Raw genomic sequence first — 13,939 nt, 5'->3', positions numbered from 1 at the left:
CGCCGGGACTCGGTCGTACGCGTTTCCCTGGGAACGCCGGACCTACCTTCGGCGCGGACCGCGGCGGCAGACTGTCGTCATGGCTGTCGACCACGCGTACGCCCGTGAGCTCGGTGACTTCCTGCGTGCCCGGCGCGGCCGGTTGCGCCCGCAGGACGTCGGCCTGGAGCCGGGGCCCCGGCGCAAGGTGGCCGGCCTGCGACGTGAGGAGGTCGCGCTGCTGGCCGGGCTGAGCACCGACTACTACCAGCGCATGGAGCAGGGCCGCGAGGTGCGGCCCTCCGACGAGGTGCTCGACGCCCTCGCCTCCGCGCTCGACCTCGACGACGAGGAACGCCGGCATCTGTTCACCCTCGCCCGGGCGGCACGGCGACCGGCGGCCGTCCGCACGCGCCGCGCGCCGGAGCGCGTGCCGGACGGCACAAGGCGACTGCTGCACGTCATGGGCACTCCCGCGGTCGTGCTCGGCCGCCACCTCGACGTGCTCGCGTGGAACACGCTCGCCGAGGCGCTGCTCGGCGATCCGGCCACCCTGCCGCCGGGGCGGCGGAACATGCTCACGGTGCTGTTCGAGGATCCCGGGACCCCTGCGCGCTGCCCCGACTGGGAGACCACCGCCCTGCAGTACATCGGCATGTTGCGGGCCGCCGTCGCGACCGATCCGACCCATCCGCGCGCCACGACGATCATCGGTGAGCTGAGCATCCGCAGCGCGGACTTCCGCCGGCTCTGGGCGCGGCACGAGGTGCGTGAGACGGTTCACGGGACGAAGCTGTTCCGGCACCCCCAGGTGGGCGAGCTCACCCTCGACTGGGACGTCTATCCCCTGCCCGGAAATCCCGGGCCGGTCCTGCTCGTCTACACGGCCGAGCCCGGCACCCCGGACGACGAACGCGTCCGCCTGCTCGCGTCCCTGCACGCCTCCCGGGATTCGCGGACGGCCCGACTGTCCGAAGCGGCGCGCCGGCGGGCACTCGAACCCCGGACTCCGTGACCCCCGCCGTCGAACCCCTCTATGTGCAGGTCTTCGTCTCCGGCGTGCAGAATTCGACCTCGGGGTAGCGCGCCGACGGCCTGTCCAGCAGGGGCTGTGGCCTACCGCTCAGGTGCAGGTCGAGGAAGGCTCGGACGTACCTGCGGGTGATGTCCACGGAGCGGCTTCCGCGGAGCTCACTGCCGAGGTCGACGCCGATCTGCTGAGCCAGCAGGTCGTAGTCGCTGAAGGACGGGTGCACCGCTCCGGCCACCACGAGCCAGCGCTTCCACCCGGTCAGATGTGCCCAGTCGCGGTCCCAGGTGGCATCCTCTCCCCCCGGGCTGTGCAGCGGCTGGCCCAGGAACAGGAACGGGCGCGCCACCCCGCTCGCGGGGATCGGGGCGAACATGAGGCCGTCCATGTTGATTCCGGCGCGCACCCGGGAGTCCTTCAGCATCGTCTCGGCGGCGCTCGCGCCTCCGAGGGACGTGCCCGCCATCGCGATCCGGGACGCGTCGATCAGCGAGGCGCCCGTCCACCTGGAGTGCGGACCGGTCAGCTGATCGATCACGAAGGAGACGTCGGCCGCCCGGTTCCTCACCGCTTTCGCACCGAAGTCGTCGACGCCTTCGAGTTCGCACGCGGCGCAGGTCGTCAGCCGCCCGTCCGGGAACGTGGTGGCGAAGGTCTCGTACGTGTGGTCGACGCCGGCCACCACGTAGCCTCTGCTCGCCAGTTCCTCGGCCAGGGCCGTGAGCGAGCTGCGGGGGTCGGTGAAGCCGGGAGAGAGCACGACAAGGGGCAGGGTGTGTCGGCGTCCCGCCGGTCCGGCGCCGCTGAACGCGTGGGTCCGCGTTCTGCTCAGCACGTCGGGCGGCACGCCCGTCACCCCTTTGCCCTTCAGGATGAGCTCCGACTCCCTGGGCGTCATGTAGGGCGCCCGCCGTCCGTTCCGGGACTTCGCCGGATACCAGAGGGAGACCATGAGCTCCCTCGACCTGGCCGCGGGGACCCAGGGGTCGGGGCGCGAGGTGTCCTCCAGACGCAGGGACGTCGTGCCGACCGGATGGGGACCGGTCGGCTCGGGCAGATACGGCCTGCCGCTCGGCGTGACCGAAGAGCCGGCGGAGGCGTGTGCGGGAGAGGCGGACGCCGGCGTCCAGGAGGCGGAGACCGTCAGGGTGAGCAGTCCGGCGACCGCGGCCAGGCCGGCCCGCAGGATCCGGTCGGTCAGAGCCGGACGGCTCTGGTCATGCCTGGTGAGGGCCTCGGCTCTCGGCGCGGCGTGCGGATCTTCGTATGGCATGGCTTGATCCTGCGAGGCCCGAACCCGGCGCGGTATCGGCCGAAGGTATGGTCGGCGCCGTCCGAGTAGCACTTCAGGCCGGTTCGGGGAGCGCGCCGGGCCGGGCCTACGGCATCCTCGCCCCGCACCACCGGCACCGGCCGCAAGGATAGCCAGACGACGAAAGCCCAGGCCGATGACGACCTGGGCTTCCGGGTTGGGTGCGCCGCCAGGGACTCGAACCCCGGACCCGCTGATTAAGAGTCAGCTGCTCTAACCAACTGAGCTAGCGGCGCAGAGCTCTTAGAGGTTATCGCACACCTCAGAGCGCTCAAAATCGGGCCGGAGCGGAGCGACGTCCGGCCCGGCGGCCCCGGTCGGCTCATGCGGCCCGGGTCAGCTCATGCGGCGCAGGATGCGGGCGGCCGTGCGCGCCAGCAGGTCGATCTGCTCCTCCGTGTACGCCGCCGACCCGTTGGAGCGGATCCAGCCCGCGACGCGGCGGGGATAGGCGACGGTCAGCCCCTCGCCGGTCAGGACGCCGCCCCAGGCCTTGATCTTTCCACCGTGCACGGCGAGCACCGGGGCGATCGTCACCGCGATCCCGGTCTCCTTGGTCAGCAGCGCGGCCATCGACTCGGCGGCGGAGATCAGGCCCTTGGCGACAGAGGTGCCGAACCTCTCGTCGAAGAAGAGCCGCTCGCCGTACCGCGCGATGAGGGTGTCGGGCGACCACGCCTCGTTGTCCACGATCCACACGCCGCCGGGGCCGATGACGAGGTGGTCGATCGACGCCTCTCCGGGGACGGCCCGGCCGTCCATGACCCGGTAGCCGCGACGGCGCAGCATGAGACGCAGCAGCCGCCCGGTGCGCACCTCGCCGCGGCGCTTGCCCCGCCACACCGCCGTGCGCTCGTACAGCCGCCAGGCGACGAACCAGTCCACGCCGCCCGCCAGGGCACCCAGCACGACTCCCGCGACGAACGGGTTCAGCCCGAGCCGCGAGCCCAGCAGGTTGCCGACGACGAAGCCCGCGACCGCGATGGCGGCCCGTATCCGGATCCGGTTCTTGCGCCCGGCGAACCAGAACGTCACGTACAGGTTCTGCGGCGATGCGCCGGTGAACTTCTCGTCTTTCGGCACATAGATGGAACCGTTTGGCACGCCAACCCCCACAGTCTGCATGCGGCTTTCTCCCGGGATACCCGAGCGGGAATCCCAACCCTCCTAAGGTGAGGGAAGTAATGCGATTCCGCCAGTCCTTGGATCACGCATTACCAGGCAGCGCAGTCCACCAGGCGGCGACCGACCAGTCGGTATGCTTGGGCCGGACGACGAAGGAGGTCGAGATGGCCCGGCGTGTATCGGATCGTTCCGCACCCGTCGGCGGCGCGCCCGTGGAGGAGCCCGTACGGCGGCGCCTGCTCGCCGAGGCGACCCGGCTGTTCGCCGAGAGGGGCTTCGAGAGCACTTCGGTCCAGGAGATCGTCGCGGCGGCCGGGGTCACCAAGGGCGCGATGTACCACTACTTCGGGTCCAAGGACGACCTGCTGCACGAGATCTACGCCCGGGTGCTGCGCCTGCAGATGGAGCGGCTCAACCGCTTCGCCGACGCCGGGGGCCCGGTGGCCGAGCGGCTCCACGCGGCGGCGACGGACGTCGTCGTGACCACGGTCGACAACCTGGACGACTCCAAGATCTTCTTCAGGTCGATGCACCAGCTCGCCCCCGAGACCTACAAGACCGTGCGGGCCGAGCGGCGCCGCTACCACGAGCGGTTCCGCGGCCTCGTCGCCGAGGGGCAGCGCGAGGGCGTCTTCCGCGACGACATCCCCGCCGAGATGGTGGTCGACTTCTTCTTCGGCTCGGTCCACCACCTCGGCACCTGGTATCACCCGGACGGCCCGCTGACCGGCGAGGAGGTCGGCCGCCACTTCGCCGACCTCCTGCTCGGCTCACTGCGCCCCTGAGAAACGCCTCCCTGGAAGCGGCTCTGAGCAGCGGTCCTGAGAGGTCAGACCGGCGCGGGGAGGTCCGCCGGACCGGCGAGGGCCTCGCGGTGGTCGCCCGGCGTGCCCAGGGCGATCTGGTCGGCCTTGGCCCGCTTGAGGTAGAGGTGCGCGGGGTGTTCCCAGGTCATCCCGATGCCGCCGTGAAGCTGCACGCACTCCTCGGCGGCGTGGACGGCGACCGCTCCGCAGTGCGCCTGGGCCACGGCGACGGCCACCGTGACGGCCACCGCCGCGTCGTCGCCGGGCGGTCCCGCGACCGGCGCCTCCGCCAGCCGAGCGGCCGCGTTCCGGGCCGCCGCCCTGGCTCCCGCGATCTCCAGCCACAGGTCGGCCAGCCGGTGCTTGACCGCCTGGAACGACCCCACCGGCCGGGCGAACTGCCTGCGCTCCCTGACGTACGCGACCGTGGTGGCGAGGCACCACTCGGCGATCCCGAGCTGTTCGGAGGCGAGCAGCCCCGCGCCGCGCAGCAGGGCCTCCCGCACCCACGGCGTCTCCGGGCCGCCGGCGGTGGCGAGGACGCGCGCGGGGGCCGAGGCGAACGACACGGTCGCGATCGGCCGGGTCAGGTCGAGCGAGGTGGCCGGGGCCACCCGTTCGGTCCCTCCGGCGGATCCGGCCGGGGACGCCTCCACCGCGCACAGGGCGGTGCCCCGCGTCAGCCGTACCGGGACGAGTAGCACGTCGGCGATCTCGGCGCCGATCACGCCGCCGACGGTGCCCGTCACCGTGCCGTCCTCGCCGAGGGCCGCCGCGGGGGCCGGAGGAGCGTACGGCGAGGCGGCGAACGGCACCGCGAGCGCGGCCGTCGCCTCCCCGGCCGCCAGGCGGCCCAGCAGCTCGCCGGCCGCCTCTCCCCCCGCCGTCAGGAGCGCCTGGGTCGCGAGGACGGCACTGGCGAGGAACGGCACCGGCGCCACGGCGCGTCCCAGCTCCTCCAGCACGACGGCGGCCTCGCGGGCCGACGCCCCGGCGCCCCCGAGTTCCTCGGGCACCAGCAGCCCGGCCACGCCGATCTCGCGGGCCAGCGTCTTCCACAGCTCCGCGTCGTACGGCGTGCCGGACTCGACGCGCCCGAGCACGGCGGACGGGGAGCACCTGTCGGCGAGCAGGTCGCGCACGGCGGCCCGCAGCTCCTCCTCCACCTCCGTGTACAGCAGAGTCATCGGGGGAGGTCCTTCCACGCGACGTCCTTGTCGGCACGCGGCTCGGCGGGCAGCCCGAGCACGCGTTCGGCGATGATGTTCCGCAGGATCTCCGAGGTGCCGCCCTCGATCGAGTTGCCCTTGGCCCGCAGGTAGCGGTAGCCCGCCTCCCGGCCGAGGAAGTCGACCGTCTCGGGGCGGCGGAAGGTCCAGTCGTCGTAGCCGAGGCCGTCCTCGCGCAGCAGCTCGACCTCCAGGCCGGAGAGCTCCTGGTGCAGCCGGGCGAAGGCGAGCTTCATGCCCGAGCCCTCCGGTCCCGGGTGCCCGGCGGCGAGCTGCTCGCGCAGCCGCGCGGCCGTCAGGCGCATGACCTCCGACTCCACCCAGAGCCGCAGCAGCCGCTGGTGCAGGTCGTGGGTGCGCAGCTCGGGCCGGGAGCGCCAGGTGTCGGCGACGACCTCCATCATGGTGCGGCGGACGGGCATGCCGCCGATGGCGACCCGCTCGTTCATCAGCGTGGCCTGCGCGACCCGCCAGCCGTCGCCGGTCTCGCCCAGCCGCAGCGCGCCGGGCAGGCGGACCCCGGTGAGGAAGACCTCGTTGAACTCGGCCTCACCGGTGATCTGGCGCAGCGGACGCACCTCGACGCCGGGCGCGCGCATGTCGCAGACGAAGTAGGTCAGCCCGCGGTGCTTGGGCACGCCGGGGTCGGTGCGGGCCAGCAGGAGGCCCCAGCGGGCGGTGTGCGCGCTCGACGTCCACACCTTCTGGCCGTCCACCACCCACTCGTCGCCCTCGCGTACGGCGCGGGTGGCCAGGGTGGCGAGGTCGGAACCGGCGCCGGGCTCGCTGAACAGCTGGCACCACACCTCCTCGCCGGTCCAGAGGGGGCGCAGGAAACGCCTCTTCTGCTCGTCGGTGCCGAAGGCGAGGATCGTCGGGGCGGCCATGCCGAGGCCGATGCCGATGCGGCCGGGCTGGTTGTCGGGCGTGCCCCTCAGCTCCCGGTCGGCCACGGCCTGCAGCTCCCGGGGGGCGCCGAGGCCGCCGAGGCCCTCGGGGAAGTGCACCCAGGCGAGCCCGGCGTCGAACCGGGCGCGCAGGAACTCCAGGCGGTTCATGGCCGCCGGGTCGTGCGCCGCGAGGAAGGCCGCGGCACGCTCGGCGACCGACGCCTCATCCCATGTCACCAGAAGATCACCCCATGTGTCTCTTGAGCTCGCGGCGGGCCAGCGACCGCTTGTGGACCTCGTCGGGACCGTCGGCGAAGCGCAGGGCCCGGGCCCCCGCCCACAGCGCGGCGAGGGGATAATCCTGGCTCAGCCCGGCGGCGCCGTGTGCCTGGATGGCCTTGTCCAGGATCCACTCCACGGTCGCGGGCGCGGCGATCTTGATGGCCTGGATCTCGGTGTGCGCGCCCCGGTTGCCTGCGGTGTCCATCAGCCAGGCCGTCTTGAGCACCAGCAGGCGCAGTTGCTCGATGCGCACCCGCGACTCGGCGATCCAGTCCTGGATCACCCCCTGCCGGGCCAGCGGCCCGCCGAACGCCTCGCGCGACAGCACCCGGCGGCACGTCAGCTCCACCGCCCGCTCGGCCATGCCGACGAGCCGCATGCAGTGGTGGATCCGTCCCGGTCCGAGCCGCGCCTGGGCGATGGCGAAGCCGCCGCCCTCCTCGCCGACCAGGTTGCCCACGGGCACGCGTACGTCCTCGAACAGCACCTCGGCGTGGCCGCCGTGGTCGGCGTCGTCGTACCCGAAGACGGTCATGCCGCGCCGTACGGTGAGACCGGGGGTGTCGCGCGGCACGAGCACCATGCTCTGCTGCCGGTGCCGGGGCGCGTCGGGGTCGGTCTTGCCCATCACGACGAAGACCCGGCAGTTCGGGTTCATCGCGCCGGTGATGTACCACTTGCGGCCGTTGACGACGTACTCGTCGCCGTCCCTCGTGATCGAGGTCGCGATGTTCGTCGCGTCGGAGGAGGCCGCCTCGGGCTCGGTCATCGCGAACGCCGACCTGATCTCCCCGGCCAGCAGCGGCTCCAGGTACTCCGCCCGCTGCCGCTCACTGCCGAACTCCGCCAGCAGTTCCATGTTGCCGGTGTCGGGGGCGGCGCAGTTGGTCGCGGGCGGGGCGATGGCCGGCGACCCGCCCATGATCTCGGCGAGCGGGGCGTACTGGAGGTTGGTCAGCCCCGCGCCCCGCTCTCCTGGAAGGAAGAGGTTCCACAGGCCGCGCGAGCGGGCCTCGGCCTTGAGGTCCTCCAGCAGCGGCGGCGGGCCCCAGCCGCCGGCCGCCCGGACCTGGGCCGCCTGCTCGTGGAAGGCGCGCTCGGCCGGATGGACGCACTCGTCCATGAAGGCGAGCAACCGGGCCCGCAGCTCCTCCGTCCTGTCGTCGAACGCGAAGTGCATTCAGACCTCCATGAGCCCGCGGGCGACGAGCGGGGCGACCTGCTCGCCGATCCCGGCGAAGCCCTCCCCCACCGTGAGGCCCATCATGTGGCGGAAGTGGATGCCCTCGGCGATCACCGCGAGCTTGAAGCAGGCGAGGCCGGCGTACCAGCCGAACCGGGACAGGTCGCGGCCGGACGCCTCGCCGTACCGCGCGGCGAGGTCCGCCCCCGTTTCGATCGGCAGGGGCGGCGCCTCGTCGCCCGCCTCACCCGTCGCGCCGACCGCGCGGCCAGCGGCGGGGTCGAGCGCGGAGACCTCGCCGTACAGGAGGAACAGCGCCAGGTCGGTGAGCGGGTCGCCGAGCGTGGACATCTCCCAGTCGAGCACGGCCCGCACCTCGCCGTCGGCGACCAGCGTGTTGCCGAGCTTGAAGTCCCCGTGCAGGATCGCCGGAGCCCCCGATTCGGCGGGCACGTCGCGGGCGAGGCGTTCGTACAGGTCGTCGAAGCCGGGGACGTCCCGGCTGCGGGAGGCGTCGAGCTGCCGCTTCCACCGGGCGACCTGCCGCTCCAGGAAGCCCTCGGGCCTGCCGAAGTCGCCGAGCCCCACGCTCCCGGGAGTGATCGAGTGGAGCGCGGCCAGCACGTCCACCAGCGCGTGGGCGAGGGCGGGGGTGAGCGGCGGCTGCCCGCCCTCGACGTGCTCCATCACGTAGAAGGGCGCGCCGATCACCTCCGCGTCCCGGCACAGATGGAACATGCGCGGCACGGGGACCGGCGTGTCCCGCAGGGCGCTCATCACCCGGTGCTCCCGGGCCATGTCGTGGGCCGTGGCCAGAACGTGCCCGAGCGGCGGCCGGCGCACCACGTAGGTCCGCGCGGCGTCGCGGACGACGTACGTCAGGTTGGACCGTCCGCCCACGATCAGCTCGGCGGTGAGCGGCCCCTCGGTCAGGCCCGCGCGCTGGAGGTGCCCGGCGAGGCGGGCGAGATCGAGGCCGGGCGGGTCGGCGTCCACCCCGTGAGCGTACCGACCAGCCGGTATGCGTGTCGACACGGCTTCGCACAAGTGGTCCTCGGCGACGCCTCCGAAGTGGCCGTTCTCCGCGCCGTGCGCTCTCGGTAGCGTCGGCCGCATGACCGCGAAGATGCCCGCGCCCGTCGTGCTCGACGGCCGCGTCGTACGGCTGGAGCCCCTCACCCTCGGCCACGTCCCCGACCTGTACGCGGCCGGCCGGGACGACGAGGAGGTGTGGCGGTTCAGTCCGCGGATCTTCCCCACCTCGGAGGAGGGGATGCGCCGCCATGTGGCGGGCCTCCTCGCCAGGCCGCTGACCGTCCAGTTCGCCGTGATCCTCAAGGCGACCGGGCGGGCGATCGGCTCGACCGCCTACTGGGACGTCGGCGGCTTCGACGAGAGCGTGGAGGTGGGGTCCACCTGGTACGCCAGGGCCCACTGGCGTACGGGCGTGAACACCGACTGCAAGATCATGCTGCTCGACCACGCCTTCGCTCTCGGGTTCACCCGCGTCGTGTTGCGGACCGACGTCCGCAACCTGCGATCGCAGGCCGCCATCGAGCGCATCGGCGGTGTGCGGGAGGGCGTGCTCCGCCGGCAGCTGCGCCGCCCCGACGGGACCTGGCGCGACAGCCCGCTGTACTCCATCCTGGACGACGAGTGGCCGGCCCATCGCGCCCGCCTGGAAGGCCGGATGGAGGCGCTGCTCAGCCGCGGAGGAACAGGCTCATGAGGTCCTCGCAGGCGGCCCGCAGGTCCTCGGGAGAGGGGACGCCGCCCGCACCCGCCACCGCGTCGAACAGCAGGCCGTCGACGTAGGCCACCATCTGCCCGCCCCGCCGCACCGGGTCGGGCGAGCCCGCGGCGGCCAGCATGGCGACGGCGGGCTCACGGATTCGGCGGCCCAGCTCGTCGTACAGCCTGCGCAGCTCCGGCCGGCGGCTCGCCTCCAGCGCCAGCTCGTACCGGGCGACGGTGGTCTCCCGGTGTTCGGTCATCGCGGCGTACGCGAAGGCGGCGAGCAGCTCCGTCAGGTCGGCGGCGCCCCCCTCGCCGAAGGGGAGGGCCGACACGACCGTGGAGAGCGCCGCCGCCTCGCGCTCGGACAGCCGGGCCAGCGTCAGCTCCAGCAGCGCCGCACGCGTGCGGGCGCAGTTCGACGTGGACCCCGGAGGGAGGCCGGCGGCCTCGTCGACCGCCCGATGAGTCAGCCCCCGCATGCCGCGCTCGGCCAGGATCGCGATGGCCGCGTCCGCGACGAGGACCGCCCGCTGACTGTTCACGGCCCCCATCGTACGGGCGCACTACAGGCGTAGTAGCGTATGACTACACCTGTAGTGAAGGAGGCCGGGCATGGCACACGCGGTGGTGGCCGGGGCGGGCATCGGCGGGCTGACGGCGGCGCTGGCCCTGGCGCGGAACGGCTGGCAGGTGACCGTGCTGGAACAGGCGGCCTCGATCGAGCCGGTCGGCGCGGGCCTCGCGGTCGCGCCCAACGCGCTGCGGGCCCTCGACATGATCGGCCTCGGGGACGAGGTCAGGAAGCTCTCGGCGATCCAGGGCGAGGCGGGCCTCCGGCGGCCGTCCGGCCGCTGGCTGTCGCGGACCACCGCCGAGGACGCCGCCGCGCGGTACGGCGACTCGATCGTGCTGCTCACCCGGTCGGCGCTGGTCGGCATCCTGGCCGCGTGCCTGCCGCGAGGCGCCCTGCGCCTGGGCACAAGGGCCGAGTCGGCCGACCCCCGGACGGGCCTGGTCACCCTCGCCACCCCGGCGGGCGGCACGGAGACGATTCAGGCCGATCTCGTCGTGGCGGCGGACGGCATCCGGTCGCGGACCCGCGCGGCGCTGTTCCCCGGCCACCCTGAGCCCGGTTACGCGGGCGTGACGAGCTGGCGGGCGCTCGTCCCCTTCCCCGGACCGGTCGGCGCGTCGGAGACCTGGGGGGCGGGCCTGGTGTTCGGGGTGATGCCGCTGGCGGGCGGCCAGGTCTACTGCTACGCCACCGCGCCGGTCCCCGCCGGCCTGCGCGCGGAGAGCGAGAAGGACGAGCTGATCCGCCTGTTCGGCCGCTGGCACGACCCGATCCCCGCGCTGCTGGCCGCCGCCGAGCCCGGCGCGGTGCTGCGCCACGACATCTACTCCCTCGACACCCCGCTGCCCGCGCTCCACTCCGGGCGGATCGCGCTGCTGGGCGACGCGGCGCATCCCATGACGCCCAACCTCGGGCAGGGCGCCTGCCAGGCGATCGAGGACGCCGTCGTGCTCGCCCGGCACGTCTCACCGGGCGGCGGCCCCGCCGCAGAGCCGGCCGCGGACCTCGCGGCGGGGCTCGCCGCGTACAGCCGGGAGCGGCTGGCCCGTACGACGCCGATCGTGCGGCGGTCGCGGCTGGTCGGGCGGCTCAGCGGCTGGCGCGACCCGCTGGCGGTCGCCCTGCGCGACGGCGCGCTGCGCGCGGCGGGCATGCTCGGGCCCGCCGTCGCGGTGCGCCAGTTCGACGACGTCTTCCGCTGGCCGGCCTGAGCGCCGCCGACACCGGGCGGCCGAGGGGTCAGGCCGCCTCGGGCGTCGCCGCGTTCACCGGCTCCTCGCGCGGGCCGGGCTCGCCGCGTACTACAGCGGGCTTGGAGTGGTCGGGGGCCAGGCGGCCCAGGGTGACCGTACCCGCGATCAGCAGGGCGGCGGCCAGCAGCGCGGGCACCACCTTTTCGGGCCCGGTGGGCAGCGACTCGCCCAGCAGCACGGCCCCGGCCGTCACCGACGTGAGGGGATCGACGACCTGGACTCCGGCGTAGGCGATCCCGAAGTAGCCGACGGCGTACGACTTCTGCAGCAGCACGATGGCGCAGACCAGCAGCACCGGGATGGCCAGGGTGAACCAGTGGAGCAGCCGGCCGAGGTCTCCGTTGAGCCCGCCGCCGACGACCCGGACGAACGTGGACACGGTCGCGGTCACCGCTCCGGCGCCGACCGACATCAGCAGCGCCTTGAGCGGCCCCCGCAGCAGGCGCGCGGCGCCGAAGGTGACGGCGGCGACCAGGGCGACGCAGCCGATCAGCGCGAGGGCACCTCCGTCCGACAGCACGGGGGTCACGTTGTGCGCCGGGACCAGCAGCATCAGGCCGAGCAGTCCCACCGCCACCGCGATCGACCCGGCGATCTCGGCCCGCCGGGGGCGCCTGCCGTGCAGCGTGGCGGCGAGCGGCACCGCGAAGACCAGCGTCGCCACGCTCACCGGCTGGACGACGACGAGCGGGGCCACGCTGAGCGCCACGGCGTGCAGGGACGCGCCGGCGAAGCCGATCACCCCGCCGATCAGCCAGCGGGGCCTGCGCACGAGCGCGAGCGTGGCCCCGTCGCGCACGGCTTCGAACTGCTGCAGCGCCGCGCCCAGCGCGTACCCGAGCGCCCCGACGAGGGCGATCGCCACTCCCGCCCAGATCATGGGCGCCGGCCGGGGTGCCGGGAGCCGGCGGTGTGTCCAGAAATCACCACGCAAGTTTAGGGGGAGTGGGTCCGCGCCACGGGAACCCGCGGCTCTCAGGACCTTCCCGGGCCCACTCCCCACGTCGAACACGCGGCTCCCGGGACCCGAGGATCCCGGGACCCGCGGTGTCCGATCAGTCGGTGCCGCTGGACAGGGCGATGCCGACGACCCCGGCGTTCTCGGTCACCCAGGCGTCGGACAACCCGCCCTCCTTGACCAGGGCCTCGCCGGTGACCCTGAGCACGCCGATCCGCTTGCCCGCGAGCGCGAGTTCGAGGACGTCCACGTGCTCGGTCACCCAGGTGGCCGACAGGCCCCCCTCCTTCACCAGCGCCGCGCCGCCGCCCCGGACGACCCCGATGCGGTCGCCGGCCAGGACGAGCTGCTTCACCGCCGTGTTCTCGGTCACCCAGGTGGCGGACAGCCCGCCCGCCTTGACCAGCGCGACGCCGTCCGCCCGGACCACGCCGATGCGGTCGCCGGCCAGCGCGAGCTGCTTGACGCCGTTGTACTCCAGCACCCAGCTCGCCGACAGACCGCCCTCCTTCACCCAGGCCCTGCCGTCGGTCGTCAGCACCCCGATGCGGTCACCCGAAAGCGCGAGCTGCTTGACGCCGTCGTGCTCCAGCACCCAGCTCGCCGACAGACCGCCCTCCTTCACCCAGGCCCTGCCGTCCCCCGTGATGACGCCGATCCGGTCGCCGGCCAGCGCGAGCTGCTTGACGCCGCCGTCGTGCTCCAGCACCCAGTTGGTGGACAGGCCCCCCTGCTTCACCCAGGCCCTGCCGTCCCCGGTGAGGACGCCGATCCGGTCACCCGCGAGCGCGATCTGGACGACCCCGTCGTGCTCCAGCACCCAGCTCGCCGACAGACCGCCCTCCTTGACCAGGGCGTCGCCGCCGACCTTGAGCACGCCGATCCGGGGCGGGGCGACGGCCGCCCGCGACTGCGCGCTCGCCGCGGTCGTGCCCGGTCCGGCCGGTAGCAGGCCCGCCGTGCAGGCGAGAGTCGCCGCGAGGAGAACCAGGCCGGGACGGGCCGCTGATCGAGTCGTCATGAATGCCTCCGCATCGCATCGGGCGGGCCCCCTGCCCGCGGGAATCGATCACGGAGAGACTAGATTCGATCACGTGATGTAATCACGCTTCCTGCATCGTCAGGAGAGTCGGCCACACTGTGCCCGATTCAGGACCTCTCCGGACAGACGCAGAAAAGGTGACCCTCCGGGTCGGCGAGCACGACCCAGTCGCCCGGCTGGAACTCCGGCTTGGTCGCCCCGAGCGCGACGTACTCCTCCACGGCCTTGGCCACGTCGGGCACCCGGAAGTCCAGGTGGAACTGCTTGTCCGCGCCGGGCCAGGACGGCGCCCTCCGCTCGGGCACCCGCTGGAAGTAGATGGTCGTCGTGTCGTCGCCGATGCCGGCGTACTCCTCTTCGGCATACTGCACCGGCAGCCCGGTGATCTGGGAGTAGAAGTCGGCGAGCCTCTTCGGCTCGGCACAGTCGATGGTCACGGCGATGAGCTTCGCGATCGTTGTCATACGGCCATGCTGCCGTCCGTACCTGTCAGGGAGTGTCAGGTACGCTCACCTGTCGCACCTCCCAGATAGTGGGAC

General features: G+C 73.3%; 14 protein-coding genes and 1 tRNA gene. 4 read left to right on the top strand and 11 right to left on the bottom strand.

All coding sequences use genetic code 11. The features are described 5' to 3' along the window. The first annotated feature begins 79 nt into the window (after positions 1 to 79). The gene (locus FED44_RS31395; protein ID WP_138462934.1) at positions 80 to 994 is read left to right on the top strand and encodes a helix-turn-helix transcriptional regulator; all 915 of its coding nucleotides are present in this window, start codon (positions 80 to 82) and stop codon (positions 992 to 994) included. 19 nt (positions 995 to 1,013) lie between these two features. Here the strand turns inward: FED44_RS31395 and FED44_RS31390 are convergent, their stop codons facing one another. From FED44_RS31390 to FED44_RS31380, 3 genes are all read right to left on the bottom strand, one after another. After that, positions 1,014 to 2,282, bottom strand: a complete 1,269-nt coding sequence (locus FED44_RS31390; protein WP_138462933.1) for an alpha/beta hydrolase family protein — start codon at positions 2,280 to 2,282, stop codon at positions 1,014 to 1,016. Between the two features lie 201 nt (positions 2,283 to 2,483). Continuing rightward, a tRNA-Lys gene (locus tag FED44_RS31385) sits at positions 2,484 to 2,557 on the bottom strand. Between the two features lie 100 nt (positions 2,558 to 2,657). After that, positions 2,658 to 3,404, bottom strand: coding sequence for an NERD domain-containing protein (locus FED44_RS31380; protein ID WP_244302436.1), 747 nt, complete (start codon positions 3,402 to 3,404; stop codon positions 2,658 to 2,660). 206 nt (positions 3,405 to 3,610) lie between these two features. Between FED44_RS31380 and FED44_RS31375 the strand changes: the two genes are divergently transcribed. Then, on the top strand, positions 3,611 to 4,231 hold the full coding sequence (locus FED44_RS31375) for a TetR/AcrR family transcriptional regulator (RefSeq protein WP_138462932.1): 621 nt from the start codon (positions 3,611 to 3,613) through the stop codon (positions 4,229 to 4,231). Positions 4,232 to 4,275: 44 nt separating this feature from the next. Here FED44_RS31375 and FED44_RS31370 read toward each other — a convergent pair whose 3' ends face one another. Genes FED44_RS31370 through FED44_RS31355 form a run of 4 tightly spaced genes read right to left on the bottom strand, consistent with a single transcriptional unit; the run spans position 4,276 to position 8,832 of the window. Continuing rightward, complete coding sequence (locus FED44_RS31370) at positions 4,276 to 5,439, bottom strand: acyl-CoA dehydrogenase family protein (protein WP_138462931.1); 1,164 nt, start codon at positions 5,437 to 5,439, stop codon at positions 4,276 to 4,278. Continuing rightward, on the bottom strand, positions 5,436 to 6,608 hold the full coding sequence (locus FED44_RS31365; protein WP_138462930.1) for an acyl-CoA dehydrogenase family protein: 1,173 nt from the start codon (positions 6,606 to 6,608) through the stop codon (positions 5,436 to 5,438). Before FED44_RS31365 ends, FED44_RS31370 begins: the two co-directional genes overlap by 4 nt. Positions 6,609 to 6,615: 7 nt before the next feature. Further along, complete coding sequence (locus FED44_RS31360) at positions 6,616 to 7,833, bottom strand: acyl-CoA dehydrogenase family protein (protein ID WP_138462929.1); 1,218 nt, start codon at positions 7,831 to 7,833, stop codon at positions 6,616 to 6,618. Then, entirely contained in the window at positions 7,834 to 8,832 is a 999-nt protein-coding gene (locus FED44_RS31355) for a phosphotransferase family protein (RefSeq protein ID WP_138462928.1), read from the bottom strand. It lies immediately after the preceding gene. Positions 8,833 to 8,950: 118 nt separating this feature from the next. Here FED44_RS31355 and FED44_RS31350 point away from each other — a divergent pair, with 118 nt between their 5' ends. After that, positions 8,951 to 9,565, top strand: a complete 615-nt coding sequence (locus FED44_RS31350) for a GNAT family N-acetyltransferase (protein ID WP_138462927.1) — start codon at positions 8,951 to 8,953, stop codon at positions 9,563 to 9,565. Here FED44_RS31350 and FED44_RS31345 read toward each other — a convergent pair. Then, positions 9,540 to 10,115, bottom strand: coding sequence for a TetR/AcrR family transcriptional regulator (locus FED44_RS31345; RefSeq protein WP_244302434.1), 576 nt, complete (start codon positions 10,113 to 10,115; stop codon positions 9,540 to 9,542). The genes FED44_RS31350 and FED44_RS31345 overlap by 26 nt on opposite strands. A gap of 70 nt (positions 10,116 to 10,185) precedes the next feature. Here FED44_RS31345 and FED44_RS31340 point away from each other — a divergent pair, with 70 nt between their 5' ends. After that, positions 10,186 to 11,358 carry an FAD-dependent monooxygenase gene (locus FED44_RS31340; protein ID WP_138462926.1) on the top strand — a complete coding sequence of 391 codons (1,173 nt, stop codon included), beginning with the start codon at positions 10,186 to 10,188 and terminating at the stop codon, positions 11,356 to 11,358. 28 nt (positions 11,359 to 11,386) lie between these two features. Here the strand turns inward: FED44_RS31340 and FED44_RS31335 are convergent, their stop codons facing one another. The 3 genes from FED44_RS31335 to FED44_RS31325 all read right to left on the bottom strand — a co-directional run bounded on the left by FED44_RS31335 (position 11,387) and on the right by FED44_RS31325 (position 13,864). Continuing rightward, positions 11,387 to 12,280, bottom strand: coding sequence for a DMT family transporter (locus FED44_RS31335; protein ID WP_138462925.1), 894 nt, complete (start codon positions 12,278 to 12,280; stop codon positions 11,387 to 11,389). A 175-nt stretch (positions 12,281 to 12,455) separates the two neighbouring features. Further along, on the bottom strand, positions 12,456 to 13,379 hold the full coding sequence (locus tag FED44_RS31330; RefSeq protein ID WP_111699285.1) for a peptidase S1: 924 nt from the start codon (positions 13,377 to 13,379) through the stop codon (positions 12,456 to 12,458). 128 nt (positions 13,380 to 13,507) lie between these two features. After that, positions 13,508 to 13,864, bottom strand: a complete 357-nt coding sequence (locus tag FED44_RS31325; RefSeq protein ID WP_111699286.1) for a VOC family protein — start codon at positions 13,862 to 13,864, stop codon at positions 13,508 to 13,510. Positions 13,865 to 13,939: the final 75 nt, after the last annotated feature.

Source organism: Microbispora triticiradicis (genome assembly GCF_005864065.1).
In the GTDB taxonomy this organism is placed as follows: domain Bacteria; phylum Actinomycetota; class Actinomycetes; order Streptosporangiales; family Streptosporangiaceae; genus Microbispora; species Microbispora triticiradicis.
The sequence above is the reverse complement of the archived record's forward strand: the minus strand, read 5'-3'. Positions and strand labels throughout refer to the sequence as shown.